The following is a 19,008-nucleotide window of genomic DNA, read 5'->3' on the forward strand; positions in this document are numbered from 1 at the left end:
GGCGGTTCAGTCCTGCTTGATGTCGGTGTGCAGGCGCAGCAGTTTCAGCGCACCCGCGTCGTCACCGTCCTCGGTGCCCACCTCGCGGTGGGCGCCGTCGGTGGCCCAGCCGCACTCCACGAGGAACTGGCGCTTCTCGTCGGCGTCGGTGGGGATCCAGGTGGTGGCCACCTCGTAACCGTCCGCGCGGAGCGTGTCCACGGCGGCGTTGATCAGGCGCGAGCTGTGCCCGTCCTCGACGGAGTCCTCGTCCACCACGAACTCGGCGATCATGCCGTCGGTGGGGGAGGCGTCCGGGTCATTGCTGGGGCCGGTCACCGCGAACCCGACGATCATGCCGGAGGCCTGCGCCACCAGCACCCGCAGGTGGGCCAGCGGGGGCTTCACGATGGCCTCGTGCCAAGCACGCACGGTCTCGTCGGCGCTGATCTCACCCAGTGCCCGGGCCATCACGGGGTTGGCGCCCCACGCCCTGCGCTGGAGCCGGGCGACGTCCACGGCTTCCGCGGGCATGGCGAGACGGACTGAGTCTGGAACAGGCATGGGGGCCAGTGTATGCCCTGTGGACTAGGCTGACCCAGTGACTGATTCGAAGACTCTGCCCAAGCTGAAGCCCGGAACCCTGCGCGTCATCCCGCTGGGAGGCCTCGGGGACGTGGGACGCAACATGGCGGCCTTCGAGATCGACGGCCAGATCGCCCTGGTGGACTGCGGGGTCCTGTTCCCCGAGGACCAGCACCCCGGCGTGGACCTGATCCTGCCGGCCCTGAACTACCTCGACGGCCGGCTGGACGACATCGTCGCCCTCGTCCTCACCCACGGCCACGAGGACCACATCGGCGCGGTGCCCTACCTGCTGCGCAAGCGCGCCGACATCCCCGTCTACGGTTCCAAGCTGACGCTCGCGCTGGTGCGCAACAAGCTCAAGGAACACCGGATCCGCAACACCGTCCTCAATGAGGTCAAGGAGGGCGAGCGTCTCAAGCAGGGTGGGTTCGACTTCGAGTTCATCGCCGTGAACCACTCCATTCCCGACGCGCTCGCCGTCGCCATCCGCACCGCCGCCGGAACTGTCCTCCACACCGGTGACTTCAAGATGGATCAGCTGCCCCTCGACGGCCGCATCACGGACCTGCGCGCCTTCGCCCGTCTCGCGGAGGAGGGGATCGACCTGTTCATGAGCGACTCCACCAACGCCGAGGTGCCGGGCTTCACGACGCCGGAGAAGGACGTCGAGCCCGCCATCGCCCGGGTGTTCGACCAGGCCCGCCAGAAGCTGATCGTGGCCTGCTTCGCCTCCCACGTGCACCGGGTCCAGCAGGTGCTCAACATGGCCGTCAAGCACGGCCGCAAGGTGGTCTACGTCGGCCGCTCGATGGTCCGCAACATGGCCACGGCCCGCGAACTCGGCTACCTCAAGGTCCCCGCCGACACCCTCATCGAGCTCAAGGACATCGACAAGTACCCCGAGGACCGGGTGGTCATCGTCTCCACCGGGTCCCAGGGTGAGCCGCTCGCCGCGCTCAGCCGCATCGCCAACAAGGAGCACCCCGTCATCGAGGTAGCCCCCGGTGACGTCGTGCTGCTGGCGTCCTCGCTGATCCCCGGCAACGAGAACTCGGTCTACCGCGTCATCAACGGCCTGTCCAAGCTCGGGGCCCAGGTGGTCCACAAGGGCAACGCCCTGGTGCACGTCTCCGGTCACGCGTCGGCGGGCGAGTTGCTCTACTGCTACAACATTCTCACCCCGAAGAACGTGATGCCGGTGCACGGCGAGATCAGGCACCTGATCGCCAACGCGAAGCTCGCCATCTCCACCGGAGTGCCCGCGGACCGCGTGATCGTCGCCGAGGACGGCGACGCCGTCGACCTCGCCAAGGGCAGGGCTCGCAAGGTGGGCCGCATCGACGCCTCCTACATCTTCGTGGACGGCTCCACGGTGGGTGACATCTCCGAGTCCCTGACCGACCGCATGATCCTGGGCGAGGAGGGGTTCATCTCCATCGTGTCCGTGGTGAGCCTCCACAACAAGGAACTCATCAGCGGACCCGAGATCAACGCCAGGGGCTTCGCCGAGGACCCCTCGGTCTTCGACGACGTCCGGCGCCAGGTGGCCGAGGCGCTCATCAAGTCGCTCAAGGAGGGTGTCGACGACACCTACCGCCTGCAGCAGGTCACCCGCAGGGTGATGGGGGCGTGGGTCTCCAAGCGCCTGCGCCGGCGCCCCATGATCGTGCCGGTCGTGGTCACCACCTGAGCCGCCGCACCCCAACGACAACACCGCCCGGGCCGATCGGCCCGGGCGGTGTTTGCATCCTGACTTGGTCAGCCGATCAGCTGAACAGCACGATGTTGTTGAACACCCACTCGTCCTTGACGGCGTAGGTCCAGCCCGACGCGGTCTGCGTCGAGACCACGACACTGGCCAGCGTGTAGCTGCGGCAGCCATTGCGGCCGGTGGTCGCGCTGTCGCAGTCGGTGGTCCACTGCCTGCCGTCGGCCGCGGTCCAGCGCCCCTCGTTGCCCAGCGGGTTGTCCGCCCAGACGCTGCGGGAGCTCGGGAGGTAGGTGAGGTTGTTGAACACCCACTTGTTCTCCTTCACGAACCGCCCGCCCTCGACGTGGACCGTCGTGGCCCAGATCTCGGTGCGGCAGCGCTCCGTGACGGAGTAGGCCTCACAAGTGGTGGACCAGTGGCGACCGTTGTGGAAGTGCAGTCCCGGCGTGGTGTAAACGCTGAAGGGCCGCTCCGACGGCTCGTCGGTGGGCTTCTGGGTGGGGTCCTCGGAGGGCTCGTCCGTGGGTTCCTCGGTGGGGTCCGTGGGTTCCTCGGTCGGTTCCGTGGGCTCCTCCGTGGGGTCCGGGTCCTCGGCCGCGACCTGGATGCTGACGGGCACGGAGACGGTCTCGCCGTGGGCCGTCACGTCGAGGGTGCCGGTGTGGGCGCCGGCGGGCAGGGCCTGCTCGAGGGTCACCCGGAACAGCCCGTTGACGTGGCGGTAGTCGAACTTGTCGGGGTTGTAGGCCAGTTCGCGCTCCACCGACACCTCGACAGGCACCTGCTCGCCGTCCAGGACCAGTTCGGCTGAGACCCCGTCCAGTTCCGTGCGGGGGATCGACGCCACCGCGATGTCACCGACGACGGCCTCGGCCGCCACCTCGTCGCGCACGAGCGGTGCGACGTCGGTGTTCCAGTTGCCGTCGGTGGGGTAGAAGTTGCGGTCCTGGATCGTCAGGCTCGCACCGATCGCACCCAGCCGCTCGCGGAAGTCGGCCTCGCTGCGCTGTGCCTGCGGGGTCCAACCCACCTCGGCCGTGGCCATGAGGCGCGGGTAGATCATGTACTCGATCGAGGTGAGGCTGCGGGTGTGCTCGCCCCACATCGGAGCCTCCACTCCGAAGACGCGCTCCTCCGGCACCCCGGCGAAGGTGGTGGGGTTCCAGTTGTAGAAGGCGTTGATCCCGCACGCGCCACCGGTGGCGCCGCACGCCCATGCGACACCGTTCATGTCCGTGCCGGGGCGCTGGGGGAGGTAGGCGTTGCTGGCGGGGGAGAGCACCACCTTGCCGCCGCGCTTGTTGACGAGGGCCTTGGCGTTGGCGTTGAGGCCGCCGTTCCACAGCTGGATGACCGTCCCGTCGGGCAGCTCCGTGGTGGAGCTGTTCGCCGCTTCGTTCCAGACCATCGGGGTGGCGTCGAGGTCCGTGACGATGTCGGAGACCCTGTCGATGTAGGTCAGGTAGTCCGCGTGGCTGGTGCTGAAGGACTCGTCGCCGCCGATGTGCAGGTAGCGCCCGTCGGCCACCAGGGTGCTGTTGGCCTCCACCAGCTGGCCCAGCACATGGTTGATGGCCATGTAGGTGTACTCGTTGTGCACGTCGAGGGTGGACTCACCGACGCTCGTGGTGGGGTTGTGCGGGGCGGTGTCCTCGCCGGCGGCCGGCTTCGGGAAGCTGTTCTCGGAGTTCAGCTGCGGGATGGAGTGCAGCATCGTCTGCGCGTGGGCGGGGCCGTCGATCTCCGGGACGATCGCGATGTGCCTGGCGTCGGCGTAGGCGACGATCTCGGCGAAGTCCTCGGCGGTGAAGAAGCCGGTGCGGCCGGGCAGGTCGGTCCAGGCGGCCTGCTCGACTGCGGTCTGGCCGCCGACGCTGGTCAGGAGCGTGTAGTCGATGTCGTCGCCCTCGACACGTCCCTCGTTGCTGATGGCGATCCGCCAGCCCTGGTCGTCGGAGAGGTGGAGGTGCAGCACGTTGAGTTTGTACTGGCCCATCTGGTCGATCATCGTGAGCACTTCGTCCTTCGGGAAGAACGAGCGGGAGACGTCCAGCATGAACCCGCGCCACTCGTAGCGGGGGGCGTCGGTGATCTCCACGCCGGGCACGGTCCAGTCAGCGGCGACGGGTTCGGCCGAGCGGGCCCACGGACCCAGCAGCTGCAGCAGCGTCACCGCACCGTAGTTGAGCCCGGCCTGCGTCGAGGCAGTCACGGTGACGCCGTCGCTGCCGGAGGTGAGGGTGTAGCCCTCGGCGGGGAGGCCCGCCTCGGCGTCCAGCAGGAACTCGACCTCGCCCGCTGCCCCCACCGGGAGCTCGAAGCCGGTGGAGGTGCGCAGGGTCTCGGCGAAGCCCTCGGCCACCGCGATGGCCTCCCCGGTGGCCGCGACCGCCGTGTCCGTGGTCAACTGGAACTCGCCGAGCCCGGACTCGACCGCGGCTGCCGGCTTGGGGACGACGGGGACGGAGAACGGCTCGGTGATTGGTTCCTCGAGCTCACCGTTGGCCTCGATCTCCCAGATCGACAGCGGCCACTCCTGGGACTTGCCCTGGATCTGCAGCTTCAGGTGCTGCACCCCATCGGCCTCGAGTTCGACGGTGGTCCACTGCCCCCGGGCGCCTGCCAGTTCGGTCTCCAGTTCACTCCAGTTCTGGCCGTCGGCCGAACCGAGGAGGGAGTAGCTGGTGGCATACGTGTTGCCCCAGCGGACCTCCACCGACTCGAGGGTGGCGGGCGCGCCGAAGTCCACGGCGATCCAGGCGCTGTCACCGTCGGCCGTGCCGGCGGACCAGCGCGAGGCGGCCGGGTCGTTGTGCACGGCCGGCGGGGTCGGGTCCTCAGGCCCGGCGTCGCCGTCGAAGGCGCGCGTCGGTGCGAATCCGGACTCCTGCCCGGACGCGGTGACGGGTCGGTTCAGCCCCAGGTTCTGTGCGGCCTCGGCGGGCACCGCCCCGGGCGCCAGCCCGAGGAGGAGCGCCGCGCCGGCGATGGCGGCAGCCAGGTTGCGGGGTCTGGTTCCTGTAGGCATTCAGGCTCCAATCAGGGTTTGACAAAGGTCATCGATGATCTTGTGACCTCGGCAGTCTAGGATCGAAGGGCGCGAAGTCCGCTCGCGTGAACCCAAGTGCAAAGGGTCGGTGAGCGGTTGGTCTCGAAGACGAAACCGAGGAGCAGGCATGTACGGATCCACCACGAACCACTCCATCCAGGTGGAGGGCACCGCCATCCACTACCGAGTCCACGGCGACCTCTCGGACCCGGGCGACGAACCGGTGCTTCTGGTGGCCGGCTTCCCGATGTCCGGCGAGGAGTTCGAAGCCCTCGCCCAGCGCATGACGGACAGGGTGGTGGTCACCTACGACCCGCGGGGTGTTGGCCGCAGCGTGCGCGCACCGCAGGACGACCGACTCTTGGGACCGGCGGACCACGCCTCGGACCTCGCGGCACTCGTCGACGCGCTCGGCGTGGGTGCCGTGGACGTGTTCGCGTCGAGCGGTGGGGCGATCAACGCGCTGGCCCTGATGGAACGCCACGGCGAGTTGGTCCACCTCCTGGTTGCTCACGAACCGCCACTGACCCAGTTCCTGCCCGACCGACGCCACGTCCGGCAGGCGATGGCCGACATCGCGGACAGCTACCAGCGGGAGGGCTTCGGGCCGGCGATGGCGCGGTTCATCACGCTGGTGATGCATGACGGGGAACTCGACGAGGACTACCTGCGTGCCCCGGTACCAGAGCCGCAGGCCTTCGGTCTGCCCACCACCGACGACGGGTCCCGCGATGACCCGATGCTCGCGGGCAGCATCCACAACGGACCCAGCCATGAACTTGACGCGTCCGCGATCGCCGCCGTGTCCGGCCGCATCCGCGTCGGCGTGGGGGACGAGTCCGGTGGCGGGGTCGCCGCCCGTGGGGCCCGGAGCGCTGCGGAAGCGCTCGGGCTCACGGTGGTGGGCTTCCCGGGCGGGCACGGGAGCTTCGTGGCAGATGAGGCCTCGGGCGGGCGGCCGGACGCGTTCGCAGCCCGACTCCGGGAAGTGCTCGACCCAACTTTGTGAATCACCCGGGCCTCGGTTATGATCTACAGGTTGCCTACGGCCGTCGCCGTCGGGCAGTTGACGATCGACCGGACGCAATCCTGCGTCTGGCAAGCAACAAGGGAGATTCCAGTGGCCGCCGTATGTGATGTTTGCGCCAAGGGACCCGGCTTCGGTCACAACGTGCCTTGGTCCAAGAAGAAGACCAATCGTCGCTGGAACCCGAACATCCAGCGCGTTCGTGCCACCGTCGACGGCGCCCCCAAGCGTCTCAATGTCTGCACCTCCTGCCTGAAGGCCGGCAAGGTCTCACGCTGACCTGAGCAGACACAGAACCAAGTACCGATGACCCGTGGCCGTGGCTACGGGTCATCGGCCTTTTTGCGCCCTTTGCCAACCGTGCGGACACGCATCGTCGCCCTCCGCGCGATCCTGAGGTGCCCGGCCATCAGCCTGGGGCGTGTCAGCGGTGTGGTGCCGTCCGGATTCACCCGGTAGCGCCATCCCAGCGGGGAGGTCCACTCCGCGACACCGGGGGAGTCGGGCCGCACCCGCCAGTCCCCGCGGGTCTTCGCCCGGTGCGCGCGGCGGGACTGCGGCAACAAGCCGTCCACGTGGGTCTGCCCCCGGCCGCCCGCCGGGCCCCGCTGGAACGGCCGGATGTGGTCCAGGTCCAGGTGGCGTGCGGGCAGCGAGGAGAACGGGAACCCGTCCACGGGGTGCCGCGTGAGCACTGCCTCGCGGATCATCCGGGGGATCTCGTAGGCGTCGACCGGTGGGAGGCCGTTCAGGTCCACCACAGGGCGGACGGTGACGTTGGTGCCGCTGAGGAACTCCGGCAGCAGGTCCGAGGCGATCGGGCCGATGCCCTCCACCCGGGCCACCGCGGGCGTCTGGTCCGGATCGTGTTGGCTGCCCAGCGACTCGGCGGCGAGGTGGACGTACACGATGCTGCGCCCCTTGTGCGGTGCGGCGGTGGCGTCCCCGGAGAGCCAGCTCGCAGCCCGGTCCGGGTCTGCCAGCCAGCCGAGTGCCGAGGCCCGCCGCTGGTCGAGGCTGCGTGTGTCTCCGTGCTCCACCATCACGCCTGCGAGTTCCTGGAGGCTCCGCTGGAGCAGGAGGGCGTCGCGGGTGGCGATCCGCGCGAACACGGTTCTGGTGCCCGAGTCGTGGTTCCCGATGAAGACGGCACGGCCACGCTTCTGCTTGCGCTCCCTGGCGGCTGCCGCCTCCGGGTCTGCCTGGGCAACGGCACCCCTCGCGAAGCGCAGCAGCCTCCCGAACGACATCCGATCAACGGATCCCTGCGTTCCATTGGTCCACACTGTCATGGCGCACTGACAGTTCCATGGGACAGGCGTCCGAGACGGCGGCGGCGGTGGGTGTCAGCCGCTACTTGTAGGCTTCCGGGCATGGTCAAGTGGCGAACGGAGATCCAGCGGGAACTGCATCGTGGGCTCCGTGACGTCGTCGGTGGGAAGACGGCCGAGCACTTCGCGAAGCTCGGCATCACGACGGTGGGTGACCTGGTCAGGCACACCCCCCGCCGCTACCTCCCGGGCACCGAGATGAGTGACCTGGGTGACCTGCGCGTGGGCGAGGACGTCGCCCTGGTGGCCAAGGTGCACCGCACGGAGGTCAAGCACGGCGCCCGCACCCGGGTGGAGTCCATCCTCACCGACGGGGACAACTACCTGCGCATCACGCTGTTCGCGCCCAAGCCGCACCTCGCCAAGTGGTGGTCCGGTCTGTTGACGCAGGGCAGTCGCGGGATCTTCATCGGCAAGGTGGGCGTGTTCAACAACGAGTTCCAGCTCACGCACCCGGACTTCGTCATCATCGACGCCGCCGGGCAGGTGACGGCCAAGAAGTCCGAGGTCCAGAAGCACATGGAACGCGCCGTCCAGCGCAGCACGATGGTGGGCCTGTACCCGGCAACCGCGAAGCTGCCCACCTGGACCATCGCCGAGTCCATCAGCCTCGTGCTGCCCACGGTCACGCCGCTGGGGGACACGCTGCCGGACTGGGTGGTGGCCGAGGCCGGGGTGCTGCCCCTGGACAAGGCGCTGGCCGAGGTGCACGAGCCGGTGGACAAGGCCGACGCGGCGAAGGGCATCGAGAGGCTCCGCTTCGACGAGGCGTTCGGGATGCAGCTGGCCATGGCGCACCGACGGGCGGAGCTCGAGGGTCAGGCCGCCACCCCCCGACCCCGCCGCGACGACGGCCTGCTCGCGGCCTTCGACCAGCGGTTGCCGTTCACCCTCACCGAGGGCCAGCAGGAGGTGGGGGATCAGGTCTTCGCGGACCTGGCCCAGGACCACCCGATGCACCGTCTGCTGCAGGGCGAGGTGGGTTCTGGCAAGACCATCGTCGCACTGCGGGCCATGCTCGCGGTCGTGGACACCGGCGGCCAGGCCGTCCTGCTCGCCCCGACGGAGGTGCTCGCCAAGCAGCACCACGCCACCATCACCAAGCTCCTCGGCGAGCTCGGTGCCGGCCAACAGCTGGGCGCCCACCCGGACGCCACCTCCGTCGCCCTCCTGACCGGTGCCCGTTCCGCGGCGGCCAAGCGGGACACACTCGCGGAGATCGAGCGCGGGGAGGCCGGCATCGTCGTCGGCACCCATGCCCTGCTCAGCGACCCGGTCAGGTTCCAGGACCTGGGCCTGGTGGTGATCGACGAGCAGCACCGCTTCGGGGTGGAGCAGCGGGCTGCGCTGGCCGCCAAGGCCGAACGCCAGCCCCACACCCTCGTGATGACGGCCACACCGATCCCCCGCTCCATCGCCATGACCGTGTTCGGTGACCTGGCGGTCTCCGAACTGCGCCAGCTCCCGGCGGGACGCTCCCCGGTGCAGACGGTGAGTGTGGACACCCGGACCCAACCCACCTGGGTGGAGCGCGCCTGGGAACGCATCCGCGAGGAGGTGGTGCAGGGCAGGCAGGCGTTCATCGTGTGCCCGGCCATCACCGGCAAGCAGACCGACGCGGACCTGGAGGCGGGGGAGGGGCTCACCGCCGTCACGGAGTTGCTGCCCGAGCTCGAGGCAGGTCCGTTGCAGGGCCTCCGCCTCGGGATGGTGCACGGCAAGCAGCCGGTCGCGGAGCGGGACGCCGCCATGGCGGACTTCGCGGCCGGACGGACCGACGTGCTGGTGGCCACCACTGTGATCGAGGTGGGGGTCGACGTACCCAACGCCACCGTGATGGTGGTCATGGACGCGGACCGTTTCGGTATTTCCCAGCTGCACCAGTTGCGGGGACGCATCGGCCGTGGCGCCCACCCCGGGCTCTGCCTGCTGCTGGCCGCCCCGGCCGACGAGAACTTCACCGCCGTGGAACGGCTGGACGCGCTCGTGGCCAGCACCGACGGGTTCGCGCTGGCGGAGCGGGACCTGCAGCTGCGGCGCGAGGGTGACGTGCTCGGCGCCTCGCAGTCCGGGCAGTCCTCCCTGAAGCTCCTGCGGGTCCTGACCGACGCGGCCATGATCCAGCAGGCGAAGGTCCTGGCCGAACGCGTCGTGGCCGACGAGCGGGCGGGCGACGACCCGCGGCTGGCCGATCTCGTGACCGCAGCCGAACTCGTGGCCGCCGGCGACTGGTTGGAGAAGAGCTGATGAGCAGGATCATCTCGGGCCGTGCCCGGGGCAAACGTCTGGCGTCCCCGAAGGGCGATGCCACCAGACCCACCACGGACCGGGTCAAGGAGGCGTTGTTCTCCTCGCTGGCGACGTGGTTCGGGACCGTGGATGCAGACTCCTCGCAGCAGCTCGAGGGGGTCGCGGTGCTCGACCTGTACTCGGGTGGCGGTGGCCTCGGGCTCGAGGCCGCGAGCCGGGGGGCCGCCAGGGTGGTGTGCGTCGACAACCGCACGGGCCCGCTGATCCGGGAGAACGCCGCCACGGCGGGCCTGCGAGTCGAGGTCAACTCCGGCTCCGTCGACGCCGCGTTGAAGTCCTCGCCCGGCCGCTTCGACCTGGTCTTCATCGACCCGCCCTACGACGTCCCCACAGCCACCGTCGAACGCATCCTCGGCTCGCTGGTGGCCGGCGACGCCCTGCTGCCCCAGGCGCTCGTCGTCGTGGAGCGGTCCAAGCGGTCCGGGGACCCCAGTTGGCCGGAACCGTTCGGTGACGTGTGGGAACGCGGCTACGGTGAGACGACGCTCCACTTCGGGGCGCTCCGCGAGGAACAGGAGTGACGATGACCGCACCCGTGCTCTGCCCGGGCTCCTTCGACCCGATCACCCTCGGGCACATCGACATCATCACCCGTGCCCGGGACCTGTTCGGGTCGGTGCTGGTGGGGGTGGGCCGCAACGACCAGAAGAAGTACCTGTTCGGCGAGGAACGCATGGACCTGGTCAGGGGTGCCGTCGCGGGCATGGAGGGTGTCGAGGTGGAAGAGATCGACGGGTTGCTCGTTGACTTCTGCGCCCAGCGCGGCATCACCGCCGTCGTCAAGGGCCTCAGGTTCGGTGCGGACTTCGACTTCGAACTCCAGATGGCCCACATGAACCAGGGGCTGTCCGGGCTCGAGACCGTGCTGCTGCCTGCGGCCGCCGAGCACGTCACGCTCTCCAGCACCATCCTGCGCACCGTGATGAAGTTGAAGGGCGACGTCACCCGTTACGTCCCGGACAACGTCGCCAGGGCGATCGCGGACCGGAACTGGGACTGAGCCGGGTCCCCGTGGGAGGATTTTGGCCACGACGTCCGCTCAGGTATCGTAAGCAGTCGGTCATGTTTCGAGAACATGGTCGACGTACGAAGGGATTGCTCGCATGACGTCCGTACATCGCAAAGCAGATCGTCGCTCGCCCCTGGTCCTCGACGTCCAGGCGCTGGGGCACGGCTCCGGCGCGATGCGCGAGGTCAGGAAGAGTGTTCCTGCGCCCGGCGACCTTGGTCTCGAAGTGATCGGAGTGCCCGAGGGCTCCGCCATCGATCTCGACCTCCGTCTGGAGGCCGTGGGTGAAGGGGTCCTGGTCTCGGGGACGGCCGCCGTGCTGATTCACGGCGCCTGTGCCCGGTGCCTGAGGGACATCGATGGTTCCGAGACGTTCCGCCTGCAGGAGCTCTTCTTCCACCCCGGACACGAGGTGGAGGAGGACGAGCGGCAGATCGTCGAGGACACGATCGATCTCGACGGGGTACTGCGCGACGCCGTGGTGCTTGAACTGCCGTTCACGCCCCTGTGCCAGGAGGATTGTCTGGGTCTGTGCCCCGAATGCGGGTTCAACCTGAACGATGATCCCTCCCACGAGCACGAAGCCGTCATCGACGCCCGCTGGGCGGCACTGGCGGAACTGGACGTCGAGTCGAACAACTGAACTTTCAAACCTGAGTAGTAGGAGAAGATCGTGGCCGTTCCGAAGCGGAAGATGTCGCGCAGCAACACCCGGTCCCGCCGTGCGCAGTGGAAGACGTCCGTCGTCCCCACCGTCGAGTGCGTGAACCCGGCCTGCCGTGAGCGTCACCTGTCCCACACCGCCTGCCCGTCCTGCGGCCAGTACGGTCCCAAGGGCGCACGCCGTCAGGTCGTCCAGGCCTGACGCGAGCCTCCGCCCCGACGAGGGTGAGCAGACTCACACAACAACTTGAGGAGCTGGGTGTCCACGTGGACACCCAGCTCTTCGAGTTGGCATGCACGCACCGCAGCTACGCCTACGAGAACGGCGGGATCCCGAGCAACGAGCGGCTTGAGTTCCTCGGCGACGCGGTACTCCAGATCGTGGTGACCGAGCACATCTTCAACACCTACCCGGAACTCGCCGAGGGGGAGTTGGCCAAGCTGCGCGCCTCCGTCGTCAGCACCTACGCCCTGGCCAAGGTGGCCCGGGAGTTGGAACTCGGCGGGCACATCCTGCTCGGCAAGGGCGAGGTCGCCACCGGGGGCAACGACAAGTCCTCCATCCTGGCCGACACCACCGAGGCCATCATCGGCGCCGTCCACCTCTCCGGCGGAGCGGACGCGTCGGCACGGTTCGTCCACGCGCTCCTGGACGAGCGGATCGCGCAGTCCCAGGCCGACGGGGAGTACGCCGACTTCAAGACCTCCCTGCAGGAGCTCGCGGCGCGCAACGGCTGGGGCCTGCCGGTCTACGAGGTGGTCGGCACCGGCCCGGACCACCAGCGCGTGTTCACCGCCACGGTCGTCGTCGACGGACAACCCCGCGGAGCGGGCACCGCACCCAGCAAGAAGCTCGCCGAGCAGCGCGCAGCCACCATCGCCTACAGGGCGCTCGGCGGCACCAATGCCTGAACTGCCAGAGGTCGAGGTCGTTCGTCGCGGGCTCGCCTCCCACGCAACCGGACGCCGCATCGAGAAGCTGACCGTGCTGCACCCGCGTCCCGTGCGTTCGCACCCCTTCGGCGCCGAGGGGATGCGTACGGCGCTCGAGGGCCGCACCATCGACGAGGTGCGCCGTCGCGGCAAGTTCATGTGGCTGGCACTGGCCGAGGACGCGCTCGTCGTGCACCTCGGGATGAGCGGCCAATTCCGGATCAACGACGCCGATGACGAACTCGTCCGCAACACCCGCGTGCTGTTCGACCTCGACGACGGGCGCCAGCTCCGGTTCGTGGACCAGCGCATGTTCGGCGGCCTCACCCTGGCCGAGGGCGGTGCCGAGAACCCCGTGCCCCACATCGCACCCGATCCCTTCGACCCCGCGTTCGACGCCGAGGCCGTGGGCGAGCGCATGAGACGCCGCAACACCACGGTGAAACGGGCCCTGCTGGACCAGCGCTTCGTGTCCGGGATCGGCAACATCTACGCCGACGAATCCCTGTGGCGGGCCCGGCTGCACTTCGAGCACCCGACCAACCGGCTCACGCGCAAGCGCGCCGTCGAGGTGCTCGAGCATGCCCGCGACGTCATGGCCGACGCGCTGCAGCAGGGTGGCACGTCCTTCGACTCGCTGTACGTGAACGTCAACGGCGAGTCGGGCTACTTCGCCCGTTCCCTGGACGCCTACGGCCGTGAGGGTCTGCCGTGCAACCGGTGCGGGACCCCGATGGTCAGGCGACAATTCGCCAACCGCAGCAGCTTCCTGTGCACGAGGTGCCAGCGGTTGCCGAGAGGAAGCGTGCGCTGATGGAGTGGCTGAAGTCCAAGTACGAGCGCTACGAGAAGTCCATCTGGCAGTTGTTCCGATTCGGGGTGGTGGGTGGCCTCGGGGTGTTCGTGAACTTCGTCGCCTTCATCTTCGTCGGCAAGCTGCTGCCACTGGTCTGGGAGAGCGCGGGCCATGCCGCCGGTACCGAGGTGTGGTGGAACATCCCGTTCTCCGAGTTCAACGTGCGCTGGTACCACGTGTTCTCGATGCTGTCGTTCTTCGTGGCGAACCTGTTCAACTTCCAGCTGAACCGTCGCTGGACCTTCAAGTCCCACCACTCGGCGAACTGGTTCCGCGAGTACTTCCCGTTCCTCACCGTGGGGCTGATCGCGCAGGGAGTCGGCCTGCTGATCCTGACCGCACTGATGCACACGAGTTCCCCGATCGCGCTGCCCACCGACATTCTCGACGACTCCACCGGGTTCCGGACCCGCAAGTACTGGGCACAGCTGATAATGATCGTGTGTACGATTCCGATCACGTTCCTCGTCAACAAGTTCTGGACCTTCAAGGCAATCAGGACCCTGGACGAGACCGAAGAGGCCGAGCACCCGGAGGACATCCAACAGGAGGGCACCTGACGTGTACCTGAAGCAGTTGACCCTGCGCGGTTTCAAGTCCTTCGCGTCAGCGACGACGCTCGCATTTGAACCGGGGATCACCTGCGTGGTGGGGCCGAACGGCTCCGGCAAGTCCAACGTCGTGGACGCCCTCAGTTGGGTCATGGGGGAACAGGGAGCGAAGTCGCTCCGGGGCGGGAAGATGGAGGACGTCATCTTCGCCGGCACCGCCAAGCGGGCCCCCCTGGGCAGGGCCGAGGTGGAGCTGACCGTCGACAACTCCGACGGCGCGCTGCCGATCGAGTACACCGAGGTCACCATCACCCGCACCATGTTCCGCAGCGGCGGCTCCGAGTACTCCATCAACGGTGCCCCGGCCCGGCTGCTCGACGTCCAGGAACTCCTCAGCGACTCCGGCATCGGCCGGGAGATGCACGTCATCGTCGGGCAGGGCCAGCTCGACGCCATCCTGCAGGCCACCCCCGAGAGCCGGCGCGGCTTCATCGAGGAGGCCGCCGGTGTGCTCAAGCACCGCAAGCGCAAGGAGAAGGCCCTCCGCAAGCTCGACGGCACCAAGGCCAACCTCGAGCGCCTCACGGACTTGATCGGGGAACTGCAGCGCCAGTTGAAGCCGCTCGGCCGACAGGCCGAGGCGGCGCGCAAGGCCGCGGTCATCCAAGCCGAGCTGCGCGACTCGAAGGCGCGACTGCTCGCCGACGAACTGGCCGGGGCCCAGAAGGCACTCGCGGAGGAACTGGCCGACGAGGCGGCGGTGCTCGCCGCCAAGGAGCGCGCCGAGTTGGAGGTCAGGCGCGCCGCCGAGGCTGAGGAGGCCTCGGAGCAGGCCCTGCGGGAGGCGGGTGCAGCCTACGACCGGGCCCAGGAGGCGTGGTACGCCCTCGCGAGCCTGCGCGAGCGCGTCTCGACCACCATCTCCATCTCGGCGGAGCGGATGCGAGCCGGGGAGGCGCAGCCGGCGCTCGACGTCGGGGGCCGGGACCCCGAGGCCCTCGAGCGCGACGCGGCGGAGGCCAGGCAGAAGGAGGCTGAGCTGGCCAAACAGGTGGAGGCCGCCCACGAGGCCCTGACTGACGCGACCCTGCGCCGCAACGCCGCCGAGAAGGAGCACGCAGCGGCCGAGCAGACCTACGCCACCACCCTGAGGGCCATCGCGGACCGCCGCGAGGGCCTGGCCCGGCTTGGGGGACAGGTGAACTCCATCAAGTCCCGGCTCGAGGCCTCCGAGGAGGAGGTCGAGCGGCTGGCCCGCCGTCGCGACGAGGCTACCGAGCGTGCCGCCGAGGCCGAACGGCGCTACCACGGCACCGAGTCCTCCCTCGCGGGGCTCGGCGCCAACGAGTCGGACCTCGACGCCGAGTACGAGGACGCCGCCGCCGCCGTGGCGCGGCACGAGGAGCAGCTCGCCGAGCTGAGGGCCGCCGAGACCGCCGCCGCCCGCGAGAAGGCGGCACTCGAGGCGCGCGTGGAGGCCCTGCGCCTCACCACCGAGCGGCGGGACGGTTCGACGGACCTGCTCGAGTCGGGCCGCGAGGGCATCCGTGGCCGCCTAGCGGACCTGATCACTGTGGAGGCGGGCTGGGAGAACGCAGTCGCCGTCGGCCTGCAGGCCGCAGCCGAGGCCATCGTCGCCGATGGGCTCGCCCCCGCGGTGGACGCCGTCGAGCACCTCGCCTCGGCGGACCTGGGGCGTGCCCCGCTGGTGGTCGGAGGTGCCGCGTTCGACGGGCCGAGTCCGCCGGGAGCCCTCGTCGGGCGCATCAGCGCGCCCGAGGAACTGCGCGGCACCATCGCACGCCTGCTGCACGGTGTGGTGGGGGTCGACTCCCTCGCCGAGGCGCGCGCCGCCGTCGAGGCCGACAGTGACGTGACTGCTGTCACCCGGGACGGGGACCTGGTCTCCTCCTGGCTGGTGGAGGGCGGCTCGGCCGCGTCGTCGTCATTGCTCGAACTCTCCGCCCAACTGACCGCTGCCGAAGAGGCCCTGTTGGCGCAGGGTCACGAGCTGGACCGCATCCGCTTCCGGGTGGCCGAGCTCGCGCCCGCCCTCGAGGACGCCAGGCGCGCCGAGGCGGCAGCGCTGGCACAGCTCCACGAAACGGATGCCGAACTGGCAGCGGTGGCGGACCAGCTGGGGCAGTTCCGACAGACGCAGGCCGCGGCACTCAGGGAGGCCGAGCGGCTCGCGGAGGCGATCGAGGCCGCCACCGCAGCGAGGGTCAGCGACACCGAGAAGCTCGAGGCCCTCGAGGCCCGTCTCGCGGCCGCGGGGGACGAGGAGATCAGCGAGCCCGACCCGTCGGAGCGGGACGACAAATCCCTCGAGGCCCGGCGCGCCCGGCAGGTGGAGATGGAGGCGCGGCTCGCGCTGCGCACCGCCGAGGAACAGGCCAAGGCGCTCGCGGGCAGGGCCGAGGGCCTGCTGCGGGCGGCCCAGTCCGAACGGGCCTCCCGCGCGAAGGCGAAGGCGAGGGCCGAGCAGCTGAGGCGTGAGGCGGAGGTGGCCGGCAGCGTCAACGAGGCGGCCACCAGGTTGGCCGAGCACGTCGAGGTGGCGCGGCAGCAGGCCTCCCGGGAGCGGGACCTGGCCGAGCAGAACCGGGCCGATGCCGAGGCCACGGTGGTCAGGGTAAGGCACGAGGCGCGGGCCGCCACCGCGAAGCTGGAGGAACTCGTGCGCGGCGCCCACCGTGACGAGATGGTCCGCATCGAGCACCGCATGAAGATCGAGCAACTCGTGGACCGTGCACTCTCCGAGCTGGGTCTGGACGCCGAGACCCTCGTGGGGGAGTACGGCCCGGAGGAGCTCGTTCCGGTCATCACCCGACCCGACGGATCCGCCCTCACCGACGACGACGAGGTGCCGGACCCCGTGCCCTACGTCCGCGAGGAACAGGCTGCGCGGCTGCGCAAGGCGGAGCGCAACCTCGCCGTCCTCGGCCGGGTCAACCCCCTAGCGCTCGAGGAGTTCGACGCCATGAAGGCGCGGCACGCATTCCTGGCCGAGCAACTCGAGGACCTGAAGCGGACCAGGGCGGACCTGGTGGACATCATCGAGGAGGTGGACCGACGCGTCCAGGAGGTCTTCGAACAGGCCTACCGCGACGTCGAGGCCACCTTCAACGACGTGTTCCCCCGCCTGTTCCCCGGCGGCGAGGGCCGGCTGGTGCTCACCGAGCCGGGCGACTGGCTCAACACCGGCATCGACGTGGAGGCCCGCCCCGCCGGCAAACAGGTGAAGCGGTTGTCCCTCCTGTCGGGTGGCGAACGGTCCCTGGTGGCGGTGGCCTTCCTCGTCAGCCTGTTCATCGCGCGCCCGAGCCCGTTCTACATCCTCGACGAGGTGGAGGCCGCCCTCGACGACGCCAACCTCGGGCGCCTGCTGGGGATCTACGAGGAGTTGCGCGAGAAGTCCCAGCTGATCGTCATCACCCACCAGAAGCGCACCATGGAGATCGCCGACTCGCTCTACGGGGTCACGATGCGCGGAGACGGGATCTCGACAGTTGTGAGCCAACGGCTCGCCTGACGCGATTTCGGCGCCGGTCGTCGTAGGATTCGTGCATGCCATGGGTCTTCCTGATCGCCATCGTCGTCACGCTGGTGCTGGCGCTCGGCCTGATGGCGGTGGTGGCGCTGTCGGCCGGCCGGCTCAGCGGCACCCGCGCCGCCAAGTGGGAACGGGTGGCCGAGACCACCAGCAGGCACCTCAACGGCAAGGGACACCCGCCCAAGTTCCTCGAGCGGCTGGACGAGCGCTCCGAGTGAGGGGCTACCGACGGGCTCGCTAGGATGTCGGGCGTGGACTGGATCTTCTGGCTAATCATCGCCCTGCTCGGCCTCTGCCTCATCGGCGGCGGCATCCTCGCCTACCGTGGCCGCCGCGCCATCGAGGCCCCCGAGGAGCCGGAGGCGATCGAGCCCGCCCCGGAGCCGGCCGAAGAGCCCGAGACCGAGGTCATCGAGGTCCCGGAGTCCCAAGCCCCCGTAGCCGTGGAACCCGAGGCCCCGGCCGTCGAGGAGATCGAGGCCCCGCAGTCCCGGTTCGCGCGCCTGCGCCGCCGCCTCTCCGGCAGCCAGAACGTCCTCGCGCGGGCGCTGGCCGACCTGCTCAGCGTCGACCGGATCGACGCGGACGTCTGGGACGACTTCGAGGCCACCCTGATCACCTCCGACCTCGGCGTCGGGCCAACCACCGAACTCACCGACGCACTGCGCAAGCAACTCGCCGTCGACGGCGTCGCGGACCCCGAGGCCGCGAAGAAGGTGCTGCGCGCCGAGCTACTCAAGCTGGTGGACCCGAGCCTCGACCGCTCGCTGAACCTCGACTCCGGAGAGGACGACCCGGCCGTCGTGCTGGTCGTCGGCGTCAACGGCACCGGAAAGACCACCACCGTCGGCAAGCTCGCCCGAGTGCTGGTGGCGGAGGGCAAGTCCGTCGTGCTGGGCGCGGCCGACACGTTCCGCGCCGCCGCCGCCGAGCAGCTCGCCACCTGGGGCGAGCGCGTGGGGGTGCCCACCGTGCGTGGCCCCGAGGGCGCCGACCCCGCATCGGTGGCCTTCGACGCCGTCAGCCGGGGAGCCGACGACGGCGCCGACGTCGTCCTCGTCGACACCGCCGGCCGACTACACACCAAGGTGGGCCTGATGGACGAGCTGGGCAAGGTCAAGCGCGTCGTCGAGAAGCGCGCCACGGTCAACGAGGTGCTCCTCGTCCTCGACGCCACCACCGGTCAGAACGGCATGACCCAGGCCCGGATCTTCTCCGAGGTGGTGGACGTCACCGGCATCGTGCTCACCAAGCTCGACGGCTCCGCCAAGGGCGGCATCGTCGTCCAGGTGCAGCGGGAACTCGGCGTCCCCGTCAAGCTGATCGGCCTGGGGGAGGGTGTCGACGACCTGGCACCCTTCGATCCCGAGGGCTTCGTCGCCGGCATCCTGGGGGAGTAGCCCTCCCCACTGCCGGTATGCTTGCCCGAGTCAAAGTTTTCTTCG

The 19,008-nt window shown here is 69.4% G+C and carries 17 protein-coding genes; 14 read left to right on the forward strand and 3 right to left on the reverse strand.

Annotated features, from left to right (window positions below; genetic code table 11):
* Nucleotides 1-6: 6 nt before the first annotated feature.
* Nucleotides 7-543, reverse strand: coding sequence for a GNAT family N-acetyltransferase (locus ACYU7G_RS16715; protein ID WP_461109934.1), 537 nt, complete (start codon nt 541-543; stop codon nt 7-9).
* A 37-nt stretch (nt 544-580) separates the two neighbouring features.
* On the opposite strand from ACYU7G_RS16715, the gene ACYU7G_RS16720 reads away from it, so the two are divergent.
* On the forward strand, nt 581-2,257 hold the full coding sequence (locus tag ACYU7G_RS16720) for a ribonuclease J (RefSeq protein WP_461109936.1): 1,677 nt from the start codon (nt 581-583) through the stop codon (nt 2,255-2,257).
* Nucleotides 2,258-2,333: 76 nt separating this feature from the next.
* Here the strand turns inward: ACYU7G_RS16720 and ACYU7G_RS16725 are convergent, their stop codons facing one another.
* Nucleotides 2,334-5,306: a family 20 glycosylhydrolase gene (locus tag ACYU7G_RS16725; RefSeq protein ID WP_461109938.1), complete on the reverse strand. Its 2,973-nt coding sequence runs from the start codon at nt 5,304-5,306 to the stop codon at nt 2,334-2,336.
* A gap of 148 nt (nt 5,307-5,454) precedes the next feature.
* Between ACYU7G_RS16725 and ACYU7G_RS16730 the strand changes: the two genes are divergently transcribed.
* Both ACYU7G_RS16730 and rpmB read left to right on the forward strand, forming a co-directional pair.
* Nucleotides 5,455-6,336 carry an alpha/beta fold hydrolase gene (locus tag ACYU7G_RS16730; RefSeq protein WP_461109940.1) on the forward strand — a complete coding sequence of 294 codons (882 nt, stop codon included), beginning with the start codon at nt 5,455-5,457 and terminating at the stop codon, nt 6,334-6,336.
* A gap of 111 nt (nt 6,337-6,447) precedes the next feature.
* Nucleotides 6,448-6,633 carry a 50S ribosomal protein L28 gene (rpmB, locus tag ACYU7G_RS16735; RefSeq protein ID WP_461109942.1) on the forward strand — a complete coding sequence of 62 codons (186 nt, stop codon included), beginning with the start codon at nt 6,448-6,450 and terminating at the stop codon, nt 6,631-6,633.
* Nucleotides 6,634-6,677: 44 nt separating this feature from the next.
* Here rpmB and ACYU7G_RS16740 read toward each other — a convergent pair whose 3' ends face one another.
* Nucleotides 6,678-7,604 (reverse strand): HNH endonuclease signature motif containing protein, encoded by a 927-nt coding sequence (locus tag ACYU7G_RS16740; protein ID WP_461109945.1) that lies wholly within the window; start codon nt 7,602-7,604, stop codon nt 6,678-6,680.
* 123 nt (nt 7,605-7,727) lie between these two features.
* Here ACYU7G_RS16740 and ACYU7G_RS16745 point away from each other — a divergent pair, with 123 nt between their 5' ends.
* The 11 genes from ACYU7G_RS16745 to ftsY all read left to right on the forward strand — a co-directional run bounded on the left by ACYU7G_RS16745 (nt 7,728) and on the right by ftsY (nt 18,963).
* Nucleotides 7,728-9,932: an ATP-dependent DNA helicase RecG gene (locus ACYU7G_RS16745; protein WP_461109947.1), complete on the forward strand. Its 2,205-nt coding sequence runs from the start codon at nt 7,728-7,730 to the stop codon at nt 9,930-9,932.
* On the forward strand, nt 9,932-10,516 hold the full coding sequence (locus tag ACYU7G_RS16750; RefSeq protein WP_461109949.1) for an RsmD family RNA methyltransferase: 585 nt from the start codon (nt 9,932-9,934) through the stop codon (nt 10,514-10,516). The genes ACYU7G_RS16745 and ACYU7G_RS16750 overlap by 1 nt, the downstream gene beginning before the upstream one ends.
* A 2-nt stretch (nt 10,517-10,518) precedes the next feature.
* Complete coding sequence (gene coaD / locus ACYU7G_RS16755; RefSeq protein ID WP_461109951.1) at nt 10,519-10,995, forward strand: pantetheine-phosphate adenylyltransferase; 477 nt, start codon at nt 10,519-10,521, stop codon at nt 10,993-10,995.
* Nucleotides 10,996-11,098: 103 nt separating this feature from the next.
* Nucleotides 11,099-11,647, forward strand: coding sequence for a YceD family protein (locus tag ACYU7G_RS16760; RefSeq protein ID WP_461109953.1), 549 nt, complete (start codon nt 11,099-11,101; stop codon nt 11,645-11,647).
* A gap of 30 nt (nt 11,648-11,677) precedes the next feature.
* Nucleotides 11,678-11,869, forward strand: a complete 192-nt coding sequence (rpmF, locus tag ACYU7G_RS16765; RefSeq protein ID WP_143937900.1) for a 50S ribosomal protein L32 — start codon at nt 11,678-11,680, stop codon at nt 11,867-11,869.
* Between the two features lie 23 nt (nt 11,870-11,892).
* A complete protein-coding gene (gene rnc, locus ACYU7G_RS16770) occupies nt 11,893-12,579 on the forward strand; it encodes a ribonuclease III (protein WP_461109955.1) in 687 nt (228 codons plus the stop codon).
* Nucleotides 12,572-13,414: a bifunctional DNA-formamidopyrimidine glycosylase/DNA-(apurinic or apyrimidinic site) lyase gene (gene mutM, locus ACYU7G_RS16775; protein ID WP_461109956.1), complete on the forward strand. Its 843-nt coding sequence runs from the start codon at nt 12,572-12,574 to the stop codon at nt 13,412-13,414. Before rnc ends, mutM begins: the two co-directional genes overlap by 8 nt.
* Nucleotides 13,414-14,016 (forward strand): GtrA family protein, encoded by a 603-nt coding sequence (locus tag ACYU7G_RS16780; protein WP_461109958.1) that lies wholly within the window; start codon nt 13,414-13,416, stop codon nt 14,014-14,016. The genes mutM and ACYU7G_RS16780 overlap by 1 nt, the downstream gene beginning before the upstream one ends.
* Nucleotide 14,017: 1 nt before the next feature.
* Nucleotides 14,018-17,542 carry a chromosome segregation protein SMC gene (gene smc, locus ACYU7G_RS16785; RefSeq protein ID WP_461109960.1) on the forward strand — a complete coding sequence of 1,175 codons (3,525 nt, stop codon included), beginning with the start codon at nt 14,018-14,020 and terminating at the stop codon, nt 17,540-17,542.
* Nucleotides 17,543-17,577: 35 nt separating this feature from the next.
* On the forward strand, nt 17,578-17,781 hold the full coding sequence (locus tag ACYU7G_RS16790; protein ID WP_461109961.1) for a hypothetical protein: 204 nt from the start codon (nt 17,578-17,580) through the stop codon (nt 17,779-17,781).
* A gap of 24 nt (nt 17,782-17,805) precedes the next feature.
* Nucleotides 17,806-18,963: a signal recognition particle-docking protein FtsY gene (gene ftsY, locus ACYU7G_RS16795; RefSeq protein WP_461109963.1), complete on the forward strand. Its 1,158-nt coding sequence runs from the start codon at nt 17,806-17,808 to the stop codon at nt 18,961-18,963.
* The last annotated feature ends 45 nt before the right edge of the window (nt 18,964-19,008 follow it).

Source organism: Tessaracoccus terricola, assembly GCF_054776555.1.

What these genes read in the sequence shown, in the direction of transcription:
- ACYU7G_RS16715 (WP_461109934.1), bottom strand. Translation starts at nt 543, where the DNA reads ATGCCTGTTCCAGACTCAGTCCGTCTCGCCATGCCCGCGGAAGCCGTG.
- ACYU7G_RS16725 (WP_461109938.1), bottom strand. Translation starts at nt 5,306, where the DNA reads ATGCCTACAGGAACCAGACCCCGCAACCTGGCTGCCGCCATCGCCGGC.
- ACYU7G_RS16730 (WP_461109940.1), top strand. Translation starts at nt 5,455, where the DNA reads ATGTACGGATCCACCACGAACCACTCCATCCAGGTGGAGGGCACCGCC.
- ACYU7G_RS16740 (WP_461109945.1), bottom strand. Translation starts at nt 7,604, where the DNA reads ATGTCGTTCGGGAGGCTGCTGCGCTTCGCGAGGGGTGCCGTTGCCCAG.
- ACYU7G_RS16745 (WP_461109947.1), top strand. Translation starts at nt 7,728, where the DNA reads ATGGTCAAGTGGCGAACGGAGATCCAGCGGGAACTGCATCGTGGGCTC.
- ACYU7G_RS16750 (WP_461109949.1), top strand. Translation starts at nt 9,932, where the DNA reads ATGAGCAGGATCATCTCGGGCCGTGCCCGGGGCAAACGTCTGGCGTCC.
- coaD (WP_461109951.1), top strand. Translation starts at nt 10,519, where the DNA reads ATGACCGCACCCGTGCTCTGCCCGGGCTCCTTCGACCCGATCACCCTC.
- ACYU7G_RS16760 (WP_461109953.1), top strand. Translation starts at nt 11,099, where the DNA reads ATGACGTCCGTACATCGCAAAGCAGATCGTCGCTCGCCCCTGGTCCTC.
- mutM (WP_461109956.1), top strand. Translation starts at nt 12,572, where the DNA reads ATGCCTGAACTGCCAGAGGTCGAGGTCGTTCGTCGCGGGCTCGCCTCC.
- ACYU7G_RS16780 (WP_461109958.1), top strand. Translation starts at nt 13,414, where the DNA reads ATGGAGTGGCTGAAGTCCAAGTACGAGCGCTACGAGAAGTCCATCTGG.
- ACYU7G_RS16790 (WP_461109961.1), top strand. Translation starts at nt 17,578, where the DNA reads ATGCCATGGGTCTTCCTGATCGCCATCGTCGTCACGCTGGTGCTGGCG.
- ftsY (WP_461109963.1), top strand. Translation starts at nt 17,806, where the DNA reads ATGTCGGGCGTGGACTGGATCTTCTGGCTAATCATCGCCCTGCTCGGC.